The organism is Butyrivibrio proteoclasticus P6B7 (genome assembly GCF_000622085.1).
Classification (GTDB): Bacteria; Bacillota; Clostridia; order Lachnospirales; family Lachnospiraceae; genus Butyrivibrio; species Butyrivibrio proteoclasticus_A.
This window is the reverse complement of the sequence record NZ_JHWL01000012.1, coordinates 93,320-113,576: the sequence shown is the minus strand read 5'-3', so window position 1 is coordinate 113,576 and position 20,257 is coordinate 93,320. Positions and strand designations below refer to the sequence as shown.

At 42.5% G+C, this 20,257-nt stretch carries 15 protein-coding genes; 14 read left to right on the top strand and 1 reads right to left on the bottom strand.

Annotated elements, in window-relative coordinates; all coding sequences use genetic code 11:
* The first annotated feature begins 10 nt into the window (after positions 1 to 10).
* The 7 genes from iolE to nagB all read left to right on the top strand — a co-directional run bounded on the left by iolE (position 11) and on the right by nagB (position 7,788).
* Positions 11 to 907 carry a myo-inosose-2 dehydratase gene (gene iolE, locus T541_RS0110330; RefSeq protein ID WP_026652672.1) on the top strand — a complete coding sequence of 299 codons (897 nt, stop codon included), beginning with the start codon at positions 11 to 13 and terminating at the stop codon, positions 905 to 907.
* A 24-nt stretch (positions 908 to 931) separates the two neighbouring features.
* Positions 932 to 1,942 carry an inositol 2-dehydrogenase gene (iolG, locus tag T541_RS0110325; protein ID WP_026652671.1) on the top strand — a complete coding sequence of 337 codons (1,011 nt, stop codon included), beginning with the start codon at positions 932 to 934 and terminating at the stop codon, positions 1,940 to 1,942.
* Between the two features lie 13 nt (positions 1,943 to 1,955).
* The gene (locus T541_RS0110320) at positions 1,956 to 3,110 is read left to right on the top strand and encodes an iron-containing alcohol dehydrogenase (protein WP_026652670.1); all 1,155 of its coding nucleotides are present in this window, start codon (positions 1,956 to 1,958) and stop codon (positions 3,108 to 3,110) included.
* Positions 3,111 to 3,263: 153 nt separating this feature from the next.
* Positions 3,264 to 4,184 (top strand): ABC transporter permease, encoded by a 921-nt coding sequence (locus tag T541_RS0110315; protein WP_026652669.1) that lies wholly within the window; start codon positions 3,264 to 3,266, stop codon positions 4,182 to 4,184.
* Entirely contained in the window at positions 4,184 to 5,050 is an 867-nt protein-coding gene (locus T541_RS0110310; protein ID WP_051538194.1) for a carbohydrate ABC transporter permease, read from the top strand. Before T541_RS0110315 ends, T541_RS0110310 begins: the two co-directional genes overlap by 1 nt.
* 180 nt (positions 5,051 to 5,230) lie before the next feature.
* Positions 5,231 to 6,862, top strand: a complete 1,632-nt coding sequence (locus T541_RS0110305; RefSeq protein WP_026652667.1) for an extracellular solute-binding protein — start codon at positions 5,231 to 5,233, stop codon at positions 6,860 to 6,862.
* A 194-nt stretch (positions 6,863 to 7,056) separates the two neighbouring features.
* On the top strand, positions 7,057 to 7,788 hold the full coding sequence (gene nagB / locus T541_RS0110300; RefSeq protein ID WP_026652666.1) for a glucosamine-6-phosphate deaminase: 732 nt from the start codon (positions 7,057 to 7,059) through the stop codon (positions 7,786 to 7,788).
* A 313-nt stretch (positions 7,789 to 8,101) separates the two neighbouring features.
* Here nagB and T541_RS0110295 read toward each other — a convergent pair whose 3' ends face one another.
* Positions 8,102 to 9,712, bottom strand: coding sequence for a CTP synthase (locus T541_RS0110295; RefSeq protein WP_026652665.1), 1,611 nt, complete (start codon positions 9,710 to 9,712; stop codon positions 8,102 to 8,104).
* 260 nt (positions 9,713 to 9,972) lie between these two features.
* Here T541_RS0110295 and ftsH point away from each other — a divergent pair, with 260 nt between their 5' ends.
* The 7 genes from ftsH to T541_RS0110260 all read left to right on the top strand — a co-directional run bounded on the left by ftsH (position 9,973) and on the right by T541_RS0110260 (position 20,241).
* Entirely contained in the window at positions 9,973 to 12,210 is a 2,238-nt protein-coding gene (gene ftsH / locus T541_RS19355) for an ATP-dependent zinc metalloprotease FtsH (protein ID WP_081779933.1), read from the top strand.
* Between the two features lie 119 nt (positions 12,211 to 12,329).
* Positions 12,330 to 13,556, top strand: coding sequence for a DUF6688 domain-containing protein (locus tag T541_RS0110285; protein WP_051538193.1), 1,227 nt, complete (start codon positions 12,330 to 12,332; stop codon positions 13,554 to 13,556).
* Positions 13,557 to 13,676: 120 nt separating this feature from the next.
* Positions 13,677 to 14,507, top strand: coding sequence for a PP2C family protein-serine/threonine phosphatase (locus T541_RS0110280; protein ID WP_026652663.1), 831 nt, complete (start codon positions 13,677 to 13,679; stop codon positions 14,505 to 14,507).
* A complete protein-coding gene (gene uvrC / locus T541_RS0110275; RefSeq protein ID WP_026652662.1) occupies positions 14,500 to 16,368 on the top strand; it encodes an excinuclease ABC subunit UvrC in 1,869 nt (622 codons plus the stop codon). The genes T541_RS0110280 and uvrC overlap by 8 nt, the downstream gene beginning before the upstream one ends.
* Before the next feature lie 2 nt (positions 16,369 to 16,370).
* Positions 16,371 to 17,237, top strand: a complete 867-nt coding sequence (locus T541_RS0110270; protein ID WP_034466737.1) for a hypothetical protein — start codon at positions 16,371 to 16,373, stop codon at positions 17,235 to 17,237.
* A gap of 25 nt (positions 17,238 to 17,262) precedes the next feature.
* Positions 17,263 to 18,660, top strand: a complete 1,398-nt coding sequence (locus tag T541_RS0110265) for a hypothetical protein (RefSeq protein ID WP_026652660.1) — start codon at positions 17,263 to 17,265, stop codon at positions 18,658 to 18,660.
* Between the two features lie 18 nt (positions 18,661 to 18,678).
* Positions 18,679 to 20,241 carry a hypothetical protein gene (locus T541_RS0110260; protein WP_026652659.1) on the top strand — a complete coding sequence of 521 codons (1,563 nt, stop codon included), beginning with the start codon at positions 18,679 to 18,681 and terminating at the stop codon, positions 20,239 to 20,241.
* Positions 20,242 to 20,257: the final 16 nt, after the last annotated feature.

Genomic DNA, 20,257 nt, shown 5'->3' with positions numbered 1-20,257 from the left:
GAGAAGGATAATGTTAGACAGCAAGAAGGTATCACTTGGCATTGCACCTATTGGCTGGACCAATGATGACATGCCAGATTTGGGGAAAGAAAATACATTTCAGCAGTGCATCTCAGAGATGGCACTGGCAGGATTTAAGGGCTGCGAGGTAGGAAGTAAGTATCCTAAGGATGAAGTAGAGCTTAAGAAAGCGCTGGACCTTAGAGGTATTCAGGTTTGTAACCAGTGGTTTTCATCATTTCTTTTAACCAAGCCCTATGAAGAGGTGGAAAAAGAATTTGTGCAGCAGCTCACATTCCTTAAGACCCTTGGGGCGAAGGTGATCGGTGCTTCAGAGCAGAGCTACTCAACACAGGGTAAGCTTGATCAGCCTATTTTTGAGGGCAAGTATGTTATGAACGATGATGAGTGGAAGCGCCTCACAGAGGGCCTTAACCGCCTAGGCAAGGTTGCTAAGGACAATGGTATGACCCTTACCTATCACCATCACATGGGAACAGTAGTGCAGACTGAAGAAGAAATCGACAGATTCATGGAGATGGTGGATCCTGATTTGGTATATCTTCTCTTTGACTCAGGACATTTGTCCTTTGCAGGCATCGATCCAGAGCCAATCCTTAGGAAATATGTAGACAGAGTTAAGCATGTACATCTTAAGGACATTAGAAGAGAAAAGGTTGAGGAATCAAGAAAGAACAACTGGAGCTTCTTAAAGGGCGTAAGAGAAGGCGTCTTCACAGTTCCAGGAGATGGCGACGTAGACTTTGCACCAATCTTCAAGATATTGGAAGAGTCTGGTTACGAAGGTTGGGTTGTGGTTGAAGCAGAGCAGGATCCAGCAAAAGCAAATCCATTCGAATATGCTCTTAAGGCTAGAAAGTACATCGCAGAACATACAGGACTTTGATTATATAAGAAAAGGGGAAAGAAAATGGTTACAGTAGGAATTATCGGCGCAGGCCGTATTGGAAAGGTACACGTACAGAGCATCACTAACAATGTTCCAGGAGCAAAGATCAAGACCCTGGCAGATCCATTCATGAACAATGAGACAGCTGCTTGGGCTAAGAATATGGGCATCGAGAACGTAACAAAGGATTACAAGGATATCATTAACGATCCAGAGATCCAGGCAGTTCTTATCTGCTCATCAACAGATACACACGCACCAATCTCAATCGAGGCAATTAAAGCAGGCAAGCACGTCTTCTGCGAAAAGCCAATTGATCACGATGTAGAGAAGATCCATCAGGTAATGGATGCATTAAAGGGCAAGAACCTTAAGTATCAGGTGGGCTTTAACAGAAGATTTGACCACAACTTTAAGGCTGTTCAGGCTGCAGTTGCTGCAGGCAAGATCGGTGATCCACAGATCATCAAGATCACATCAAGAGATCCTGAGCCACCATCACCTGAGTACGTTGCAGTTTCTGGCGGTATGTTCATGGATATGACAATTCATGATTTTGATATGGCTCGTTTCCTTGCTGGATGCGATGCAGAGGAAGTATATGTTCAGTCTGCAGTCCTTGTGGATCCTGCAATTGGTGAAGCTGGCGATGTTGACACAGCTGTCATCACTATCAAGATGAAGAACGGCGCCCTGGTTGTTATCGATAACTGCAGAAAGTCAGTATATGGCTACGATCAGAGAGCAGAAGTATTTGGATCAAAGGGAATGGTAGCTAATGCCAACGACTCCCAGTCCAATGTAGTTCTTTCTAACGAAAGCGGCGTAACAGGCGAGAAGCCATTGTTCTTCTTCCTTGAAAGATACATGCAGGCTTACTCAGACGAGATCAAGTCCTTCATTGAAGCAGTTGAGAATGATACAAATACAGTGCTCGGCATTGATGATGGCCTTAAGCCAGTTCTTATGGCTATGGCAGCAAATCTTTCCGTTAAGGAACACAGACCAGTTAAGCTGTCTGAGGTAGAGTAAGGGGGAAACGGGTATGGCAAAAGAATTTATCGCACCAGGCAAGATCGTAACAGGCAAGGGGAGCCTGAAAGAGGTGGCCAAATACATAGAGGGCTTTGGCAAAAAAGCCCTTATCGTCTGTGATCAGATCACAGAGAAGCTTGGAAAGGTGAAGATTATCACAGATGCTCTTTCTAAGAAAGACATTTCTTTTGCTATCTATGATGACTTTCTCGGGGAGCCAACCAATGTGATGATAGCAGATGCACTCTCAATATATAGAAAAGAGAACTGCGATTTCCTCATTGGTATCGGCGGCGGAAGTGCTCTGGACATCATGAAGGCAGTGGCTGCCATGGATGCCAACGAAGGCAAGCTCTCCGATTACATGGGAAAAGAGATCACGGGAATTAAGACCAAGATGGTGGCAATCCCGACAACAGCAGGCACTGGCTCTGAGGCTACTCAGTTCACCATCGTTTCTGACGTTGATACAGGAGTTAAGATGCTCCTTAAGGGAGCTCAGCTCATGCCTGATGTGGCAATCATTGATCCTGAGCTCACCATGACTCTTCCACCTAAGATGACTGCATCTACAGGCCTTGATGCCCTTACACATGCAGTAGAGGCCTACACATCAAGAAAAGCTCAGCCTTTGACAGACACCTTGGCAATATCTGCAATAAAAAGAATCTTTAACTACCTTCCTCTTGCATTTCACGATGAAGGCAGCGATGTAGCAAGGACTCAGATGTCTATAGCAGCTTTGGAGGCAGGTATGGCCTTCAACAACTCAAGTGTAACTCTTGTACACGGCATGAGCAGGCCAATTGGAGCTCTTTTCCATGTGCCACACGGCATCTCTAACGCAATGCTTCTTAGTGTATGTCTCGAGTATGCCAAGGAGGGAGCAAAGGAGCGCTTTGCAGACATGGCAAGGGCCATCGGAGCAGCAAACGACAGCGATTCCGTAGAGGTGGCGGCAGATATCTTCATGTCCCAGATCAAAAAGATCTGTCATGTGTGCCAGATTCCAACGCTGGCAGGCTATGGCATCGAAAAAGAGGCATTTTTTGCCCAGATCGACAAAATGGCAGAGGATGCAATGATAAGCGGAAGCCCTTCAAACACTGTAAGGGAGCTGGATGTAGAGGTTATAAAAGAGCTATATAGAAAGCTATATGATTGATTCGGACAAAAAATGCAATGTTTTATCTCGATTTTGGTAAAAATCATATAGTTTCTTACTCCTAAAGATTATACAATCATTACAACGGTGAGAGGCAGATACATACAAGCCGTTAAGTTTTTGGGAGTTTCCAAGGAGTGTAGAGAGGGTTATATGGAGAAAGATGGCAAGAAGAGTAAGGTAGGAATTTACCTTCGAAACAACTGGCAGCTATACCTTATGCTACTTGTTCCGGTTGTGTACATGATTCTTTTCAAGTACAAGCCGATGCTTGGAGTAGTAGTTGCTTTTAAGAAATTTAATGTATTTAAAGGAATTTGGAGCAGCCCTTGGATAGGACTTGCGAATTTTAAAGAAGCTTTTTCATCAAAGGATTTCTGGAGTGCACTTAAGAATACAATCATTCTTAACATCGGTGATCTGATTATCGGATTCCCAATTCCAATTTTCCTGGCAGTATTCTTGAACGAGCTTAGAAGTGAAAGAATTAGAAAGACAACACAGACACTTTTATATCTTCCTAACTTCCTTTCATGGGTTATCATTGCAGGTATTGTTACACAGCTCTTTAACAGCTCAGGACTTGTTAACAACATCATCGGAGCATTTGGTGGAGAGCCAGTATCATTCCTTAGTAATTCATTTATCTGGCGTTTCGTTTACTGGATAATGGGTGTATGGCAGGGAGCTGGATATTCACTTATCGTTTACCTGGCAGCTTTGATGGCAGCAGATGCTTCTCTTGGAGAGGCTGCTTACATCGATGGAGCTACAAGACTTCAGAGAATATGGCACGTAACATTGCCACAGATTTCATCAACTATTACAGTCCTTCTTATCATGCAGGTTGGAAGACTTGTAAACATCAGCTTTGACAGACCTTACCTCATGGGTAACACACTTGTTAAGGATGCATCAGATGTTATCAGTACCTACGTATATTCAGTAGGTCTTGCAGCAGGAAGATTTGACTTCGCTACTGCAGTAGGTCTTTTCCAGACTGTTGTAGGAATCATCCTGGTTCTCGTTGCGAACTGGACAATTAAGAAAATGGGACAGGAGGGTATCTTGTAATGGGAGCTATCAATAGTAAACAGGAAAGAAGATTCCAGAGATTCTGGATGGGATTCTTCATCGTAATTACATTCATTGCCATGATACCTATTCTTCGAGTTTTAGCTGTATCACTTAGTGGTAAGAACGCAATTATTGCAGGAAAGGTTTTCATCCTGCCTGTAGATTTCAACGTAGAAGCTTATGTTAAGTCACTTCAGAGCGGAAGCTTTGTAAACGCCTTCTGGTATTCAATTTTACTTATGCTTGGCTCAACAGTACTTAACCTTGTTATGACAGTACTGGCAGCTTATCCACTTTCTAAGCCAAACCTTAAAGGTGGCAAGCTGGTAATGGCGCTCTTCGTACTTACAATGTATCTTCACCCAGGTGTTATCCCTGAGTACTTGAACGTAAAAGACTTCAAGATGATCGATACAGTTTGGGCACTTGTTATTCCTGGTGCGCTCAGTGCATACAACATGATCATCATGTGCAACGCATTTAAGGGAATTGATTCAGCTATCTACGATGCAGCTAAGATCGATGGCTGCAGCGAAGCTAAGACACTTACAAGAGTTGTTCTTCCACTTGTATATCCTACACTGGCAACATTAGGTCTTTTCTATGCAGTAGGAAGGTGGAACGGAATCAGTGATGTACTTTACTACATCAACTCTTCCAAACTCTTCACAGTACAGATGGTACTTAAGCAGTTCGTTGAATCAGTCAACGTATCTGTTGAGGAAGGTATTCAGACCAACCTGGTAGCGGAGAATATCAAGGCAGCAAGTATTGTTATCTCAATGCTTCCAATGCTTATCGTATATCCTTTCGTTCAGAAGTTCTTCACAAGAGGAATCATGGTTGGAGCGGTTAAAGGGTGAGCAGAGTACTTAGCGAGGTATTTTCGAGCTTAGTACGAGCCATGGGTGAACACTTGACGAGGTTTTTTCGAGTCTAGTGAGAATCCCAGAGAGAACTATTATCAACAGATATAAATCCAGAAACAACTGGATGATATATAAAAGGGAAACTATAAATGTATATTATAGGGAGGGAATTAAATGAGAATCAAAAACCTAGGAAAACGCTCACTGGCAGCAGCTATGGCAGCACTCATGGTGCTCGGCACAGGCTGTGGTAAGACTCCAGCAGACTCTGGATCAGATGCTAATTCAGGAGCACAGCAGAACGCAGGATCAGAAGCTTCTGCAGCAACAGGCGCAGACGACCTTTACGGAGAAGAAGTTGATATCAAAGTAATGGTTTGGGACAGAGGTAACGCAGCACCTGGAACAACAACAGAGGATAACGCGCTTACACAGTGGATCCAGCAGCAGATGAAGGAACTCTACAACATCAACGTTACATACGTATCAGTTCCTAGATCAGAGTCAGATGACAAGGTTAATATCATGATGTCAGGTGGAACAGCACCAAACATCATCCTTTCATACTCACAGGATCTTTTCTACAACTACGCTTCAAGTGGAGCACTTAAGGATATCACAGATATCTACAATCAGTACGGCGGAAACATCCAGCAGTATTGCGGCGAGGCTCAGTCCGGAATCGCAGATCTCGGTGATCAGAAGTTCGCTGTTATGAAACAGAGAGGAACAGAGAATGCTCGTCACACAGCATACATCCGTAAGGACTGGCTCGACCAGCTTGGAATGGATGTTCCTACAACAAAGGAAGAGCTCGGCGAATATCTCTATGCAGTTAAGGATGCTGGCCTTGGAACACCTTGGGGCATGAGCGGACGTGCAGATACAGAGAAGATGTACCTTAACTTCGTTGGATCTTATGTAGATCTTACAGATGACAAGATGGCTTACACATATGCTGAGTCATACATGGCAGTAGCTCCTGGATCAAAGGATGGTCTTAAGCAGCTCAACCAGTGGTACAACGATGGTCTTATTACACAGGACTTCCCAACAGATACAGATGAGAGCGTATTCCTTGCAGACCTTGCAAATGGTAAGATCGGTTTCACACTTGATGACACAACTCACGTTTGGGATCCTACAGCAGTTCTCAACACATCACTTGGCGCTGAGGATGCATCATTCATCCCAGTACAGTGCTTCGATTGCCCAGATGGATCATACAGAACACCTTACGAGTACAGATATGCTATGTTCGTAATGATTCCAGAGCAGACAACATCTGATGAGCAGGCTATAGCTTGCATGAAGTACCTCAACTGGCTTGCAGATCCTGCAAACGCAGTACAGGTTCGCTACACACCAGACCTTACATACGATGAGCTCGGCGTTGCTAATGAGCCTTCAACAGCTGACAAGGAAGCTAAGGGATATCCTGGAACATGTGATGACCTTTGCATCATGAACCTCAACTTCGATTGGGTTAACGACTACGACACAATGTCAAAGTCAATGTATGCTTCACAGGAGCAGGATTGGGCTTCAGTTGAGTGGTACAAGAACTACTACGATGTATGTGCAACAGGTAAGTACCGCTTCCCAGTATACGGCTACATCTCAGAAGATCAGGCAACATACGGAACAGACATTAAGAACAAGATGCTCAGCTTCGTATACACATGCATTTGCTGCCCAGCAGATCAGTTCGAGGCAACATATGAAGCAGGTTACAATGAGCTTGTAAATTCAGGACTTCAGAAGATTCTTGATGCAAGAGCTGCTTACTACGACAGCGTAAACTAATCCATAAGGATTTAGAGGGGATGCCTGAATAGGGCATCCTCTTTATTATTGTCAATTATTGACGATTATTGTTGATGTTATATATTTCTGTTCAGAAATATACGGAAAGATACTATTATAGAGATAGTGATATTTCGGGTAAAAGAACTATAGACACAATGACAAAAAGTTGAATCAAACCAGGGGAGAAAGACATGAAAATTTACAGAGCACACAGCTACCAGGAAATGAGCCGAAAGGCTGCCAACATTATATCCGCTCAGATCATCATGAATCCTAAATGTGTATTGGGACTTGCCACAGGATCATCACCCATCGGAATCTATGAGCAGCTTGTAGACTGGTACAACAAGGACGACCTTGACTTTGCCAGGGTTAAGACTGTAAACCTTGATGAGTACAGAGGTCTTGATAAGGATAATCCACAGAGCTACAACTACTTCATGCATCATCACCTCTTTTCCAAAGTTAATATCAAGGAAAAGAACATACATATTCCAGATGGAATGAACGAAGACGCAGAGGATGAATGTAAGAAATACGAAGAACTCATCGACAGCCTCGGCGGAATCGATCTTCAGCTCCTGGGTCTTGGCCCAAATGGCCATATAGGCTTCAATGAGCCATCTAATTGTTTCACACGTAAAACACATGTCGTTGACCTTGCAGAGGCCACAATTGAAGCCAATAAACGCTTCTTTGAGGATGCCTCCATGGTTCCACGCCAGGCCTACACAATGGGAATTGGAACCATCATGCGTGCCAAGAAAATCCTCATGGTAGTAGAAGGCGAAAAAAAGGCTGAAATCCTAAAGAGAGCACTAACAGAAGAAGTTACTCCAGAAGTTCCAGCTTCTATCCTACAGCTTCATCCAGACTTCACACTCGTAGCTGATGACGCAGCGTTATCTAAGCTTGATTGGTAATAAAGTGAAAACTAATCGCAGCTCTCAATAATAAGTAAGCTTGAGAATAAAGCTAGAATCAGAGCTGGAGATAATAGTTGATATTAATGAACTAACGCAAGATGTGAGTGCAGGAGGTTGAATGAAGGCCCAGAAGTGAGCATTTGCACGAGCCGATGATATACACAACGAAAAAACAGATAACTGTCGATTTCTCTGAACAAAGTGAAATGAGACAGTTATCTGTTTTTAAGTTGATGTAGATCACGGTGAGGAAACGTGAACGTCTGGGCCTTCGTTCACCCTTCTGCACGGCCTCCCGCGTAGCCAATTCTTATCTGTTCTTCTCATGCTCAAGTGAAGCCTTGATGAAGCCAGAGAACAATGGATGTGGACGGTTAGGTCTGGACTTAAGCTCTGGGTGAGCCTGCGTTGCCATGTGGAAGTTATTGTCTGGAAGTTCGATCATCTCAACAATACGTCCATCTGGTGACATACCGCAGAGCTTCATGCCGTTAGATGTAAGTACAGCTCTGAAGTCATTGTTAACCTCATATCTGTGACGATGACGCTCTGTAATATTCTCAGAACCAAATAACTCGTAAGCCTTAGAATCCTTATCAAGTACGCAAGGATATGATCCAAGACGAAGTGTTCCGCCGATATCCTCAACACCATTCTGATCTGGTAAAAGAGCTATCATAGGATGTGTAGTATTAGGATCAAACTCAATAGAATGAGCATCCTTATATCCAATAACATTTCTTGCAAACTCAATAATTGCAAGCTGCATACCAAGGCAAAGTCCAAGGAATGGAATGTTGTTCTCACGGGCATACTGGATAGAATAGATCATACCCTCGATACCTCTGTCTCCAAATCCACCTGGAACGATGATTCCATCTACATCCTGGAAGAAGGAAGCAACATTCTCTTCATTAACCTCTTCTGAATCTACCCATTTAATATCAACAGCGGTCTGATTAGAAATACCACCGTGCTTAAGAGCTTCTACTACTGAAATATATGCATCGTGAAGCTGTGTATACTTACCAACAAGAGCAACCTTTACTTCATGCTTGAGAGAGTAGAGAGTATCAACCATTGCCTTCCAGTCTGTAAGATCTGGTTCTGGGCACTCAAGGTTGAGACACTCACATGCAACGTGAGCCAAACGCTCTTTTTCCATTGCAAGAGGAGCTTCATATAAATACTCAAGATCAAGGTTGTTAAGAACGTGAGAGCTTGGAACATTACAGAAAAGAGCTATCTTGTCCTTTGTCTCCTGATCGAGCTCGATCTCAGTTCTACATACGATAACGTCTGGCTGAAGACCCATTCCCTGCATAGTCTTAACTGCTGACTGTGTAGGCTTTGTCTTGATCTCCTGTGAGCAGCGAAGGTAAGGAATGAGAGAAACAAGAATAAGCATTGCGTTCTCACGACCAACCTCGTGCTGGAACTGTCTGATTGCCTCAAGGAAAGGCTGTGATTCAATATCACCCACGGTTCCACCAACCTCGATAATGGCGATACGTGTCTCGTCATCTGTAAAGTTGCGGTAGAACTTGCTCTTAATCTCGTTAGTAATGTGAGGAATTACCTGAACTGTGCGTCCGCCGTAATCTCCGCGGCGCTCTTTCTGAAGTACGGACCAGTAAATCTTACCGGTAGTTACATTAGAATTTTTATCAAGATTCTCGTCAATAAATCTCTCATAGTGACCAAGGTCGAGGTCAGTTTCAGTACCATCTTCAGTGACGAATACTTCGCCGTGCTGAACAGGGTTCATAGTGCCAGGATCGATGTTGATGTAGGGGTCAAACTTCTGCATCGTAACTTTATATCCGCGGGCCTTTAATAGACGGCCCAGAGAAGCTGCCGTGATTCCCTTTCCTAAACCTGATACTACACCACCTGTGACAAAGATGTACTTAACTGCCATTAGAAAAATTCCTCCTGATTATTGACGAGATATTATTTGATTTAAAGAACAAAACAAAGTCTTATTATATATATTTGAAGCTAGAAAATCTAGATGGAATTGCAAATTGTTTATAAAAGATTCATATTTAAGGAAGCAATTCTAAAATAATCGGATTGAAATATTAAATTGCACTCTATATAATAGTAAGATACGAGTGTTCAAATGTCAAAAAGCTTTGTAACATATTTATAAGTAGAAATAAGATTGGAAAATAAAGCATGGAAAATAATCAAAATCAGGGAAATAACTCCCAGAATAATAACCAGAATAGTCCAAGAAGACAGAATATAATTCTTCTTGTTGTGGCTGCGGTTATCACTCTTTTATTCATGTCTACTTTTCTTAGAGCGTTTTCTGATAGTACCAGCGAAGAGCTGACCTATTCTGAATTCCTCCAGATGGCAGATAAGGGCGAGATCGAAAAGATCGAGATCCAGGATGACCGCATAGTTATCTACCCAGTTGGTTATGAAGATCAACAGCATGGGTACGGATATCAGTTTATAACCGGTAAGTCTTCTAAGACTTACTTTACAGGAAAGGCCGAGTTTGACAGCGATCTTACAGAGAGAATGCTTGAGCTTGGCATTGTAGTAACCAGTGAGGTTCCTGATAATTCAGGACTTATCATTACATTCCTTCTTACTTACATTGTTCCTATCGCACTTATGTGGCTGGTTCTCAGCTTCATCTTTAAGAAGATGGGCAAAGGCGGCGGACCACTTAGCGTTGGCAGAAGCACAGCTAAGGTTTATGTTCAGAAGGAAACAGGCGTAACATTTAAGGATGTTGCCGGAGAGGATGAAGCGAAGGAATCCCTCGTAGAGGTTGTAGACTTCCTTCACAACCCAGGCAAATATGCCAAGATCGGTGCTAAGCTTCCTAAGGGAGCCCTTCTCGTAGGACCTCCAGGAACAGGTAAGACACTTCTTGCCAAGGCTGTTGCCGGCGAGGCACATGTTCCTTTCTATTCACTTGCAGGTTCAGATTTCATAGAGCTCTACGTTGGTGTTGGTGCCAGCCGTGTAAGAGATCTTTTCAATGAAGCTAACAAGAATGCACCATGTATCATCTTTATCGATGAGATTGATGCCATCGGTCGTAGCCGTGACAGTAAGTACGGCGGCGGTAACGAAGAACGTGAGCAGACACTTAACCAGCTCCTTTCAGAGATGGATGGATTTGATTCTTCAAAGGGTGTTCTCGTTCTTGGTGCTACCAACAGACCTGAGATCCTGGATAAAGCTCTTTTACGTCCAGGTCGTTTCGATAGGCGAATCACTGTTGATAAGCCTGATCTTAAGGGTAGAGAAGAGATTCTCAAGGTTCATTCCAAGGATGTTAAGATGGATGAGACCGTTAACCTTAAGGAAGTTGCTCTTGCAACCAGCGGAGCAGTTGGTTCTGACCTTGCTAACATGATCAACGAGGCTGCTATCATCGCAGTTAAGGACAATAGAGAATACGTAAGTCAGAAGGACCTTTTAGAGGCCGTTGAACAGGTTGAACTTGGTAAGGAAAAGAAAGACAGAATCCTTAGCAAGGAAGAGCGTAAGATCGTTGCTTACCACGAGGTTGGTCACGCTATCGTAACAGCTGTTCTTAAGAACACAGAGCCAGTTCAGAAGATCACAATTGTTCCAAGAACAAGAGGTACTCTTGGTTATGTTCTTCAGGTTCCAGAGGATGAGAATCATCTTCAGACCAAGGAAGAGCTTATGGATGAGCTCTACACACTGCTTGCAGGACGTGCTGCCGAAGAGGTTATCTTCAACACAGTTACAACTGGAGCATTTAATGATATAGAAAGAGCTACATCAATTGCCCGCAGCATGATCACTCTCTACGGTATGAGTGAGAAGTTCGGACTTATCCAGCTTGAATCTATTCAGAACAGATATCTTGATGCTAACAGAACTCTTAACTGTAGTTATGAGACTGAGACCCTTATAGATCAGGAAGTTAAGAAGCTCCTTGATGAGTGCTATGCGAAGTCTAAAGAGATCGTAAGAGCACACCTTGATACCATGGATAAGATCGCACAGTTCCTTATCGAGCGCGAGACTATCACAGGTAAGGAGTTCATGGATATCTATCGCGCCAGCGAGAATATTCCTGAGCCAACAGAGGAAGAGAAGGAAGCTGCAAAGGCTAAGCGTATCTACGCTACAAGACCTGAGTCAGCCGTTGTTGGTGAGAACGTTCCAGTTAAGGGCAAGGATGATAATAAGAGCTCCTTTGACGCACAGGTTTCTGATGCGGGAGTTCAGAATGGCCCAGCTCAGGGCGAGGGCGTTGCTCCTCAGAACAATGACGCTCCTCAGAATCCAGTTAATGATAACAACAATAACACTCCAGACAACCAGGGAGGAATTAACTGGGGCAACACAGGAAGTCAGCAGAATCAGGGCGGTGGAAGATTTTCACACGTGCCAGAGGATTTTGACAAGCAGTAATTAAATAGAATCATTAAGGCAAAGGCAGAAATGCTTTTGCCTTTTTTCTTTGGGCATGCAACAAATTAGAAGTGCCATCTGTATTAGTATATGAAGACATAATAATGAGGAGTTTGAATATGAACTTTATCAGAAAGTGGTTCACACTAATTGGAATTGGAGTATTGCTGATTCTGGGCGTTGGATTTGGAACCCTTGGTTTTATAAGCAAGTATTTGGGAAATGGTTGGGGAATAAGAGGTTTTTTCAATAGTTGCGGAGCGTGCATTTTGTTACTTATGATCACAGCATATCCAATACTATTGACCATCACCAATATTTTGGGACTATTTGACGGTCTTATTGGAAAGATATCACTTAGACTTAACTGGGCGATAACACTTGTACTGGGAGTGGCTTGCTCTTGGTTGTGGTACATGTTTATGGCGGATTCCTACGCACCATGGTACGAAGCACTTCATTACACAAAGACCCATCAGATCATATGGACAGGAGGTTTGCCTTCAGTCATAGTTCTTTTCCTGGTTGGCGTGATTGGCTTCTCTGTCCTGGCACTGACAGGTCCAAGAAAGCTGTCACCTATTGTATCTGTCACATGCATAGCAGCCATGTATATCCAGGTAGGAGTGATCATAGCATTCATGGTTCAGGTGGGGCCTAGAATAAATTATTGGCCGATATTTCTTTTGCCATTTAATATCTTTATCATGATGGGTTCTCTGATCAAGGAAAAGATAACTGAGTGGAATGAAGTTCCTGAGCATAGCGTCGATTATTACAATAAAAATGACCTTATGAATTCTCTTAACAGAAAGCTGGCTAATGCAAATACCTGGCCGATTTATGGACTTCTTTTTGTGCTGCCACTTTTGGGCATTGTGCTTATTATACTTACACTGTTTGGTCAGACACCGGATAAGGCTATAAGAGCTTTTACAGAGACAGCGGATTGGACACTTTCAACCAAGATTGCTCCACAGGATCTTGATTATGACATGCATTACCTTTGCACAGTTGCAGCGGGCGGACATCGAGATATTGTTAAGCCTGTAAGAATGGGACAGCGTCACGGACATAGGGTTGTGGTTAACAGACAGCTCATGGTGGCCAATGCCTTTGAAAATGTCCTTGAGGAACACACTCCACATTTTCACAGAGCAGTCAGGAACTTTTACGATAAGTATGGCTTCCCGATATCCAATTATATCCGCTTCAATAAGACAGCCTGTGATGCTACCTACTTTATAATGAAGCCACTGGAGTGGATTTTTGTAATAGTTCTTTATCTGGTAGATGCTAATCCAGAGAACAGAATTGCGGTTCAGTACTTGCCTGTAAAAAAATAATTTTGAAGAAATACTTATTTTTTGCAATTTTATACTGAAACCATATATAATGTTGTGTGTCAAACTAAAAATCGCATAGTTTGGCGCTACATTATAAGTCTAAACAAGAGGCTCTTTAGGATGAAGTATAAGCTTTGCATAAGTACAGATAAAGGAATAGTTAAGAAAGTTAATCAGGATGCGGCAATGGTCAAGGTTGCCAATACTGAGAGATATGGAAGAATAGCAATGGCTGTTCTCTGTGATGGAATGGGAGGCCTCTCCTGCGGAGAAGTGGCAAGTGCATCTGCTGTTGGACGATTCGAGAAATGGTTCACCAGCGAGCTTCCAGTAATACTTTCCAAGAAGAATGTTACAGAGAAGCTTGATGAGGTTAAGATCTCAGGGTCAGGCGTAGAGGTAATAGAGGATATTAAGAGAGAATGGGCAATCCTTGCATCAGAGATAAATGCCCATCTCATTAAATATGGTACAGACAACGGAATCGTTCTTGGCACGACAACAGTTGCTTTCATTTGTATAGATAGAGATTATCTTATCATGAACGTTGGAGATTCAAGACTTTACTCCTTTGATAAGAAGGGAGATAAGCTCTTAACCCATGATCAGAGCGTAGTTCAGGACATGATAGATAAGGGCATGATGACTCAGAAGGAAGCTGAGAAGAGCCCACAGAAGAGTGTCCTTTTACAGTGTATTGGCGCTTCAGAGAGCGTAACACCTCAATTCGTTGACGGCAAAATAAAAGACTTGAGCTCAGTTCTTTTATGCTCCGACGGATTCTGGCGCAAACTCTCCATGAGCGAGATCAAGGCCGTAGCAATGCCTAAGGCATGCACTTCCGAGACCAAGATGAAGGAAGGATTGGATGGCCTTGTTGAAAAGCTAAAATTGAGAGGTGAAGCTGATAATATATCAGCGGTGTTGATCAACATTGACCCAAATGAGTAATTTTGATATCAAAGAGGAGCTTAAAAAGCTTCCTAATAAACCTGGCGTTTACATCATGCATGATGAGAATGACACCATCATGTATGTTGGAAAGGCTATCAACCTTCACAACCGTGTAAGGTCGTATTTTCGTGCCAACATTGGTCGTGGCCCTCAGATCGACCAGATGGTTAAGCAGATTGCCAGGTTTGAATACATCGTAACAGATTCAGAACTAGAGGCTCTTGTGCTTGAGAACAATCTCATCAAGGAGCACTGTCCCAGATATAATACCCTGTTAAAAGATGATAAAACCTACCCATACATTAAAGTAACCGTGTCCGAGGAATATCCTAGGATACTTTTTTCGCGTCTTATGAAAAAAGATAAATCCAGATATTTTGGACCCTTCACCAGCGCAGCAGCTGTTAAGGACACCATTGATCTTATCAATAAGATCTATGGTCTTAGGAACTGTAACAGGGTTCTTCCAAGGGACATTGGCGTTGACAGACCTTGCCTTAATTACCACATGAATCAGTGCTGTGGCCCATGTACCGGTAATGTATCCAAGGAGGAATACAGGGAGAGAATTGATAAGGCTCTGGATTTCCTAAATGGTAATTATGGCGTGATTATTAAGGATTTACAGGACAAGATGGAGGCTGCTTCTGAAGAGCTTGATTTTGAAGCGGCGGCTAAGTATAGAGATCTTTTAACCAGTGTTAAGGTTGTGGCCCAGAAGCAGAAGATGACTGACTCCTCCATGGAGGATAAGGATATTGTGGCTATTGCTTCAGATGACAAGGACGCTGTTGTTCAGGTGTTCTTCGTAAGAGATGGTCGTCTTATTGGCAGAGAGCATTTCTACATGACTCATGTGTCAGAGAATCCACAGGCAGAGATCCTTCTTAACTTCGTTAAGCAGTTCTACGCAGGAACTCCATTTATTCCAAGGGAGCTGATGCTGCCTGAACCTATCGAGGACATGGAGATCATCGAGAAGTGGCTGACCCAGAGAAAGGGAAGCAGAGTGTACATCACTGTTCCTGAGAGGGGCCAGAAGGAAAAGCTGATGGAGCTTGCGGCTCAGAATGCAGCTTTGGTTCTTAGCAAGGACAAGGAACGAATTAAAAGAGAAGAAGGCAGAACCATTGGTGCTGTCAAAGAGATAGAGGCTATCCTTGGAATCAAGGGACTTAACAGAATGGAGGCCTATGATATATCCAATATCAGCGGCTTTGCCAATGTTGGTTCCATGGTTGTGTTTGAGAAGGGTAAGGCCAAGAAGAGTGATTACCGTAAGTTCAGGATCAAGTCTGTTGCAGGACCTGATGATTATGCCTGCATGCATGAGGTGCTTACAAGGCGTCTCCTTCACGGAATAGAAGAAAGACATGACCTGGAAGTAAGGGATATAGATGCCCAGTATGGCAGCTTTACCAAGTTCCCGGATCTCATCCTTATGGATGGTGGCCGAGGACAGGTTAATATATGCCTTCAGGTTCTTGAAGAGCTTGGAATCAGCATTCCTGTATGCGGAATGGTTAAGGACGACAACCACAGAACCAGAGGCCTCTACTACAACAATGTGGAGCTTCCGATAGACACAAGGTCCGAGGGCTTTAAGCTCATCACCAGAATTCAGGACGAGGCCCACAGATTTGCCATCGAGTATCACAGATCACTTCGTAGCAAATCCCAGGTTAAGAGTGTCTTGGACGACATTCCTGGCATTGGACCATCAAGGAAGAAAGCTCTCATGCGAAGCTTTAAATCAATCGAAGACATCAAGAACGCCACCGTCGAAGAGCTATCTCAGGTTTCTGAGATTCCAGAATCCGTGGCGGAGGAAATATACAGATACTTTAGGGGAGATTGACGTTGAAAAAAGTTAGGAAACTATTTGATGAGTTATTTGCTTTTTTGCCTATGATCATTATCATAGGCTTAATTTTATATGTTTCTAAAAGTGTAAGGGAAAATGATAGCTTCAAGCCTCCGATGGAGAGAGGAATAACTATCGACGATCAAAAGATTACGGTAGCGCAGTTGTTTGAGGCGTCTGCGGAGGATATTTCATATGCTAGTCATTTGAAGGCAACAGGATCTTTTTATAAGACAGAGAAAACATCTTCTGACCTGTCAAAGAGTGGAGTTAAAGGAGCAAGTGGCACATTTACACTAAGTGATGAGAATGCATCTTTTGATATAAAGTATGACAGGTATTACACAGATTCTGAAAACTATAAATGGACATTGTCAGGTGAGGGGGAATTTCAAAGAATAAAACCTACATTAACAAGCTTCTATGGATACTCTGGAGATACTGATGACAGAGCAAACTACACTTACTATGGCGGAATGGCTAACGGGGAGGAGATAGGATCTCCTGAGGATTATGACAGAGACGGCCCTGTAGCTATAATTGATCTGGAGAAAATCTTAGTCCCAGATCTTACCAAGCTGAATAAGACAAGCATGGAAATAAATGGAGATCTTGATTATATCAAAATATCCTTTTTTGGAACTAGTTGTTGTGACTTAATATCAGATGCTTTTGTTGATGGTAATGTTTATGGGATTTATTGCATATCCGAAATAGATTACTATTTCACTCGCGATGCCTATCATAAACTCAAGAAAGTGGAAATGAAGGGTAGCGATAACACCACAAACATGATGAATTGGATTATAGATAGAACCTACAGCGGAACAGTAACCGTTGATGAGGTTTCATTTGGAAATTGAGTTAGAAATTGGAGATAATTGAGTTTTGAAAGATGATGTACATGCATTTCATTATTTAACAGTGGGAATTGCATTGCTGTTGATTGTGTTCATAATGATATCCAATTCGTTAAAGGGAGAAAAGCCGAAGAAGGATACATACTCAACTGTAGGAATTGCGGACACAACTAATACTGATAAAAAGGATGCACAGGAAGCACTTGATGAGATAGTGGTTCGTGAAGATCAGGAAATAACAGTAAGACAACTGTTTGAGGCTTTGTATGAAGATACTTATTACGCTAAACACCTTAGTGCCAAGGGAACATATGGTGATGGATATATTGTAGATGACGACTTCACCTATGATTATTATTACAATGATGGCAATTGGAAAAGCATTCTTGAGGGAAATGGTATTTTCCACCTGAGCCGATATAACTCTTCTGATGAAGAGAACCCTAAGGCTACATTTACATACTATAGATGGAATGAAGATGGCGAAGCAAAGTCAGCATTTCTGTACGATGGATATAAACAAGTTGCGCAGCAAATGAATATAGAAGCTCTTTTATGGCCGGACCTTACTAACACGTCAAGCTTAGAGGTGACTTTACAAGAGAATCTAAATGAAGGTGGAGACTATTACGTAACCCTCAGTGGCAGGAACTACTGGGATGAGAAGGTATTACCCTGGCAGAAGGCTAATGCTTTTTATATTGAATTTGTTAAGTATCGTTTTGACCAACACACACACAAATTGAAGAGTATTGAAGCATATGAGGAAAAATATTCCTGCATATTGAAGGTTATGCCGAATTTCGAGCCAGGAGAAGGCAACCCTGATTTTGAAATTCCTGTGGTAACTGACGGTAATGCTAGGATAAATGATATTCTGTTGGGAAATGTAGCAATAAGCTTGGGCGCTGACATGCAGATCTCTCAAATTGATCAGAGCGGTTGGAGTGAGACAGCGTCATCCATTTGGAATGATACAGTTTCTGCCTTGGAAGGGCAATCGCCAACTATCGGTTATTTTGAACAGGTATTGATCTGGAAAGCTTTAGACCAGGGCCTAAACGATGTTAAAAAGAGCTATGCAGTCCTCTATGATGGAGAGACAGTTCTTTTACGTTATTCCTTTATCAAGGATGGAAGTGAAGTCGGATACATCTTCGTTCCAATAAAAAAGGACGGAGCAGTGGAGATAAATCAGAATGCTCTGGCATTGTCTTCCGATGGAGAACTGACCTGCTACTCCGATGGCGGCATTTTGGTTAAGTTTGAGATGACTGACGCTCTTTATTCTGAAGAGTATTACACCCTTAGCGAGAGTGGAACATACATCTGGAGCTATCTGCTGACCAGTGAAGATGACGACACATCAAATATGCAGAAGGGACATAAGGGAAAGGCATCATTTATTGATTACGATGCCGGATGATAATTGGGGTTATAGAAATTGAAAAAGAAAGTAGCATACTTTTCATTAGTAGTAGCGTTATTTGTTTTTATCATAGCATTTTTTGAGAACACTTCTGAGAATAAGATAAAGGATACAACAACTAATGATCAGGCAGTTCTTGATGATGTTCTTAAGCTGGATGATCAGGAGACTACGGCAAGAAAGCTCTTCGAAGCGGCATATGAGGATACCTACTATGCCAGTCACTTACGTGCCCATGGCTATTACGAAGATTCTAGCTTTGTTGAAGAGGAGTTTACTTACGACTACTATTATGGCGAAGATGGCAGCAGGAGCGTTCTTGAAGGAAAAAGCATTTGTGATTCAAATCCTGAAAAATATGTCACTGGCTATCTGAATGTAAAGTTCTCTTATTACAAATGGGAAGAAAATGGTGTTGAGAAAGATGGCTTCTTATTCAATGGTTGCAAAGGCATCGCTCAGATTGTAGATGTTGGAAAGTTTTTGTGGCTTGACCTTACTGATACTTCGGAGTTGGAAATATCTATTGAAGACTATTCTCAGGATAAAGGCTATATATACGTGAGCATAGCAGGGAAGGATGATTGGATTCAAGAGGCATTGCCCAGAACTATTGATCCATATGCGGTAATTCATGAAGTAAAATATAAGTTTGATGCAGATACTCATAAGCTTCTTGAGGTTGATGCATATGCCAAAGGGGATGTGTCTCCTTTTATGTTTTTTGAAATGGATTATGAGCCACAGGGCGACCACACACCTGTAGAGATTCCGCAGATACAGGTAGAGAACGGGATCCTCAATGGAATGATTGTTGGTGACAAGGCGCTTAATTTAGGAGAAAATGTTTACTCGCCGTTTATTGAGGATAGTACCTGGGCGGGTGACGCAAGGGCTATGGTGGAAGAGGCCTCTGCAGTAGGAGAAAGCTCTTTTCCGGAATTCCTGACTGCATTGGAACAGAGTGCTGACTTGCGTGGATTAACAGTGAAGGAAAAGAGCTATGCCTACTTTAATGAAGGCAGCGGATTGTTTGTTCTAATCTCTTTTTCACAAGATGAAAAAGAAATAGGCAGTATAGTATTTCCGTTAGCCTATTATGATGGAATGTTACAATGCCATGATACCTTCATCGTATCTGCGAATGATCAGTGCTTGTATCTTGTGAATGGCGATGTTGAGATAATCCGTACTATCTCTGACAGCCTTTATAAGAAAGCATGTTATAGTTCAGATATTAACGGATACTATTCGTTGAAATATAAAATGACCAGGGAAGAGAAGATATCGAATCTTAGTGTAAAGGTCGAGTTGAAAGCATTCTCTGAAACAGACTGGCCTGGATTAAAAATCCTGGCAAATGATTACCTTTGCGCAGAGGAGATGTCATTAACCAAATATGAATTCATGGTTGGTAAAGATCAAAAGGTCTACTACGTTCCAGAAGGCCATGAGAAGGAGTGGAGTGGTATGAGGTCTCATACAGGGCTCAATATAGCAGGCATTGACGCAGTTACCATGCATGTTGATGTGACCACTACCTGGGAGGAAGTGTACTTCTTGCCACTACAATATTAGTTTTTGGGAGTTATAG

Coding starts and splice junctions, on each gene's coding strand:
- iolE (WP_026652672.1), top strand. CDS start 11: ATGTTAGACAGCAAGAAGGTATCACTTGGCATTGCACCTATTGGCTGG.
- iolG (WP_026652671.1), top strand. CDS start 932: ATGGTTACAGTAGGAATTATCGGCGCAGGCCGTATTGGAAAGGTACAC.
- T541_RS0110320 (WP_026652670.1), top strand. CDS start 1,956: ATGGCAAAAGAATTTATCGCACCAGGCAAGATCGTAACAGGCAAGGGG.
- T541_RS0110315 (WP_026652669.1), top strand. CDS start 3,264: ATGGAGAAAGATGGCAAGAAGAGTAAGGTAGGAATTTACCTTCGAAAC.
- T541_RS0110310 (WP_051538194.1), top strand. CDS start 4,184: ATGGGAGCTATCAATAGTAAACAGGAAAGAAGATTCCAGAGATTCTGG.
- T541_RS0110305 (WP_026652667.1), top strand. CDS start 5,231: ATGAGAATCAAAAACCTAGGAAAACGCTCACTGGCAGCAGCTATGGCA.
- nagB (WP_026652666.1), top strand. CDS start 7,057: ATGAAAATTTACAGAGCACACAGCTACCAGGAAATGAGCCGAAAGGCT.
- T541_RS0110295 (WP_026652665.1), bottom strand. CDS start 9,712: ATGGCAGTTAAGTACATCTTTGTCACAGGTGGTGTAGTATCAGGTTTA.
- ftsH (WP_081779933.1), top strand. CDS start 9,973: ATGGAAAATAATCAAAATCAGGGAAATAACTCCCAGAATAATAACCAG.
- T541_RS0110285 (WP_051538193.1), top strand. CDS start 12,330: ATGAACTTTATCAGAAAGTGGTTCACACTAATTGGAATTGGAGTATTG.
- T541_RS0110280 (WP_026652663.1), top strand. CDS start 13,677: ATGAAGTATAAGCTTTGCATAAGTACAGATAAAGGAATAGTTAAGAAA.
- uvrC (WP_026652662.1), top strand. CDS start 14,500: ATGAGTAATTTTGATATCAAAGAGGAGCTTAAAAAGCTTCCTAATAAA.